Genomic DNA, 4,425 nt, shown 5'->3' on the forward strand with positions numbered 1-4,425 from the left:
TGGGCGCGACCTTCTCGGCCGGCTTCGGGGCGGCGGGCTTCTGCTCCGGTTTCGGTGCCGGGCGCGCCTCGGGCGCCGATTCGCCGACGGTGGAGGCCTGCGCGGTTTCCTGAACGGCGCCCGGGTGTAGGTGCACACCGATCGCGGCCGAGGTCGCGACCACCAGGGTCACCAACGCACCGCCAACGATCGACGACAACGCGCCGACCTTCGTCCAGTGCACCTTCTTGGCCGGGGTGGCCGCGGTGTTCACCGCGAGCGCGGCGGCCAGCCCCGCACCGCGGGCAAACGCCAGATCGGCTTCGGCGGCCGTGATCACCTGGGTCGGGATGGCCTCGGCCAGCGCGTCCACAACCGCTTGGTGAGCGTCGGAACCGAGGATGAACATCGCGCTGATCGGCCGGCCGGTGAGCGTGAGCAGCCCGGCGATGTCGGTGACAAAGGTGTCCGTCCGCTCGACCCGGTCGGCACTGACGTCATCGGGGGTCACGATGGCCACCACGGCGGCGTCGGGTTCGACGATGCAGACCGCGATGTCGTCGTGCTCGGTGATCTCGGCGATGCCACTGGCCAGCATACCGGCCGCCTCGATCTCCGAGACCGCGAAGACGTTTCCGTAGCCGCGGGTGTCCAGGGACTGCATGATGTGGCCGGCCAGCGGCGCGGCGTCATTGGTCCACGTCACACCGATCGCGTGGATACGGTGCAGCCCGTCGTGTTCGGTGTCGTCGACCAATCCGCGCAGCAGACCGTCCGGGTCGTAGCCGGCGGCGTCGTCGAACGAGATCGCTCCACGGTCGACCGGGCGCCCCTCGCCCGTCGTGCCTTCGACGAGCACCCATCGAACGGCTCCCGAAGTCATCGCGAGGCCGAGCACGAGATCCATACCGATCCCCCGATCTGCCTAGTCAGTCATAACTCAGGTTACCGGTGTGATGGCGCTTACACGTGGCTGCGGGCGATCCACCGCGCAAACTCCGCAGGCCTGGAGCGACGCACCCCGGCACGCCGAAACCCCATAAGCTCATTGCATATGAGGTACCTCGTCGCCGCAGCGGCCGCGGCATCCCTGCTCTCCGGATGCGCCGTCGCAGGCACACCCACCGCACCTCCCGTGACCGATGAATGGCGTCAGGCGGTATTCCAATCGGTAGCGGGGCTGGGCGCGAAGATGGGCCCGATCGGGTCCGCGATGGTGTCCTCCGGGTACCAGACCGACTACACGGCGATGCACCGTGCCTGCACCGACATGCGCACCTACCTCGACACCATGCAACACACGGTGCTGCCGGGACCGGACGTCGAGATCAACGACGCCCTGCAGCAAGGCATCGACGGTTTCCGCAGCATGGCCGACCAATGTTCGGAACTGACACCGGCCAACAGTGCCCGCCGGCTGGGGAAGTTGGCCGTGACCATCGCCGAGGCGGACAAACACATCAAAGATGCGATCAAGCTGCTGACGGCCGCCGTTCCGAAGGGCTGACCGAAACGGGGGTGACGGTCCGAAGACCGCCACCCCCGGCCGCGGGCGCGCTAGATGTCGCCGCGCGAGAAATCGGCCAGCAGCGTCGGCACCGCCGAGTCGAACCCGGAGATGTCGAGCTGCCGCGGGTCGGCCGGATCGGCGATCGAGTTGCGGGTCGCCGTCATCGCGACGACCACCAACCGGGCGTCGATGCCCATCTGGCGGCGATAGTGCTGCAGGGCCTGGTGCGGGTGGATCTGCCCATACCAGGTCTCGTTGTCCGTGTAGATGTGGAACGTGTCCACCTCCACCCGGTTCTGCAGCGCCCACACCATCGGCAGCGCGCAGTCCGTGGCGCCCATCGGCAACCCGGCGGTGTACCGGCACACGTCGTCGAGGCGACGCCGTGGGCCGATGTCCAGCTCGGTGACGGCCGTGTGGTGGAATCCGCGGCCGCCTGCGGTGAAGCCGATGATCCGGTGGTCCGGCTCGGTGGCCGCGGTCACCAGGGCCAGCGCCGCCGACGCCTCACGGCACGTCAGCGGCAGCCCCGACACGGTCATCCCCATCGAACCCGAGATGTCCAGTGCCAGTAGCGTCCGCTTGCCCGCCGGTCGCACCGCGCCGTACGACGCGTAGAACGCGGCGTCCAGCGCATCGGCGATCCGTGGCACCGGCGCCCAGGTGGCCTGGCCCCGAGCTCCGCGACCCGATGCGTAGGTACGCTGTGCCACAAGGACATTCACCGGGTGCACGCGAGCCTGTACCAAGCGGTCCGAGTCGGCCAGCTGCGCCGCCACCGTCTCACCGACGACACCGGACAACAGACCGAGCCGGGTCAGGCGAGGCAGCTGACGCATGAGCGCCGTCTGCGGCATGCCGTGGTCGATCAGCGCCTCCCACACCGCCGGTTCGCCCAGCGCCGCATCGGGCAGCATCTCCCACGACAATCCGTTACCCCGGCCGATGATCTCGACCCACCGCGCCGGCGCCGTGGCCGCCTGCGCGTCCTCGAAGTCGGCGATGATGGCCAGCTCATCAGGAACCACCTCGGCCCGCACCGCCGGCCGCGCCGCGGTGCGCTCACCGGCCNCCCTGCTCCACCAGGCCCTCTTGGTAGTACTGGGTGTGAATACCGAAGCTGCGGCCCTGCGGGTCACACACCAGGTCGTTGTCGACGCACAAGTCGATGGCCTTGGCCGTGTAATTCGGCCCGACGACGATCGACGGATTGTTGAGCACCTTCATGAACCGCGGCGACGGCTTCCCGAACAGGGCAACCGCCGACACGTGGTCTGCCACCTCCGGCGGCATGGGTGCCGGCACCTCGTCCGGCGAAACTCCGTCGGGCACAACACTTGCGGTGACGAATCCGATGACAGCCGCGCCCTGAGAGAACCCGCCGAGCACCATCTTGGTGTCCGGGCAGTTCGCGGCCGTGGACAGGATTCTGGCCCGCGCGTCCTCGATTCCCCGTACGGCAGTTGGGAAATCCGTGGTGGCCGGGTAATCGACGGGATACACCTCCACCGATTTCGGCGCGACATGGGCGCGCAAGGTATCGATGAACGCCGTTCCCGTATCACCGACACCGGGCGCTTCCATGGTGCCGCGGGCGAATATCACCTCGGCATCCGGACACGGTGCCGCATCGGCGGACGGCATCGCCATGGTGCTCATCACGGAAGCCGCCCCCGCCATGACGGCAACCAAACCGGCACTTCCGAATTTCCCCACCAATTCATGCTGACATGACTCCGCACCACTCGCGCGATGAGAAGCGGAGGCATAGAGTTCCCTCAAGAACCAAAGAGAATTCACAGGAATCGGTGCGGACACCCCGGCCGCCTCCCGGCTTATCGCGCCCGTGAGCGACGAATTATCCTTCGCGCCAATAACTCTGGCAAAGCGATCGTCGCGCAGCGCCGCCACCCTGCGAGGCCGAACAGCCCCAGTTGGCCTGGAGCGGACCAACTTTCGATCAGTCATCGTCGACCCGAGACAGCCACAGCCAATTTCGGCTCGGTAGCTGCAATGGCCAGCCCACCGATAGCCCGCGAGTCCGGTCGTGCACCCAACCGGGCAGGCCGCTTCGCACCATTGCCCCGCGACCACAAACCCGGCCGAGCAGGCCAACCGCCCGACCAGCACGGCACCGACCGCACTACACTCCGGGCCATGGGTACACCGCCGTCGGCGGCCGGCGCACGCACACCGTCGGAGCCGGCCGCAAAGCCCCGCGGACAGCGCACGATCCGCGNTTGTCACGCGTCAAATCACCGGCTCCGGTGTAATAGGTGCCGCCGTCGGTGCCCAGCGTCAGGAAGCGGTGCACCCGCGGCCACTCGGCAACTGAAAAGGTGTAGCCCCCAGCGGCATTGGGCACCTGCTCCGGGGTCGCGGGCCGCGACTGCGGCGTCCGGCGCAGACCGATCGTCTTCAGAATGTCCATGGGGCTACTCCTTTCGTTTTCGTGGTTGTGGCGCCGCCGGCGTGTGAGGTGCTGACCGGACACAACAGCCGAAGCTGTCGAGACAGGAATCGAACCCGAAATACACCAGATAACCGATCAACGTTCGGCAGGCGGCAATACACTTGTGCGCCAGGCGATGTGAGCGTGTGAAGCGTCAACCGGAAAAGTGCTCTACCAACTGAGCTACCGCCCCTTGTAGGGGGCGGGCAGGATTCGAACCTGCGACATCTCCATCCGTAGTGGTAACCGACCGACATTCGGCCCACATCACCGGGCTCGCAGAACGGTACGCGGGCAGACCCTCCGACGCGAGCGAATTATTCGGCGTTCGGCTTCTGGGTGTTCGGCGGCTCAGGCCAGTGGCGCGACAGGTGCCGGTACGGGTGGGCCCGGTGGTGGCGGCGCCGGGGTGTTCGACGCCGGAGCCGCAGGCGCCGGGCCGGGGGCAGGCCCGGGACGCGTCTGGGGTTCGGGGGCCATGTGC

3 protein-coding genes and 1 pseudogene are annotated in these 4,425 nt (G+C 67.7%); 1 reads left to right on the forward strand and 3 read right to left on the reverse strand.

The window, feature by feature from the left end; genetic code table 11:
• Nucleotides 1-886: SPOR domain-containing protein (locus tag BN4332_RS22275; protein WP_066901695.1), on the reverse strand; the 886-nt coding region annotated here is incomplete at its 3' end.
• 147 nt (nucleotides 887-1,033) lie between these two features.
• Here BN4332_RS22275 and BN4332_RS22280 point away from each other — a divergent pair.
• A complete protein-coding gene (locus tag BN4332_RS22280) occupies nucleotides 1,034-1,486 on the forward strand; it encodes a hypothetical protein (RefSeq protein WP_066901697.1) in 453 nt (150 codons plus the stop codon).
• A 50-nt stretch (nucleotides 1,487-1,536) separates the two neighbouring features.
• Here BN4332_RS22280 and BN4332_RS22285 read toward each other — a convergent pair.
• Nucleotides 1,537-2,556 (reverse strand): annotated as a pseudogene (locus tag BN4332_RS22285) (TROVE domain-containing protein); the annotation flags it as partial.
• A complete protein-coding gene (locus tag BN4332_RS22290) occupies nucleotides 2,552-3,457 on the reverse strand; it encodes a cutinase family protein (protein WP_338066785.1) in 906 nt (301 codons plus the stop codon). The pseudogene BN4332_RS22285 and the gene BN4332_RS22290, both read right to left, overlap by 5 nt.
• Nucleotides 3,458-4,425: the final 968 nt, after the last annotated feature.

This window comes from Mycolicibacterium houstonense, from assembly GCF_900078665.2.
In the GTDB taxonomy this organism is placed as follows: domain Bacteria; phylum Actinomycetota; class Actinomycetes; order Mycobacteriales; family Mycobacteriaceae; genus Mycobacterium; species Mycobacterium houstonense.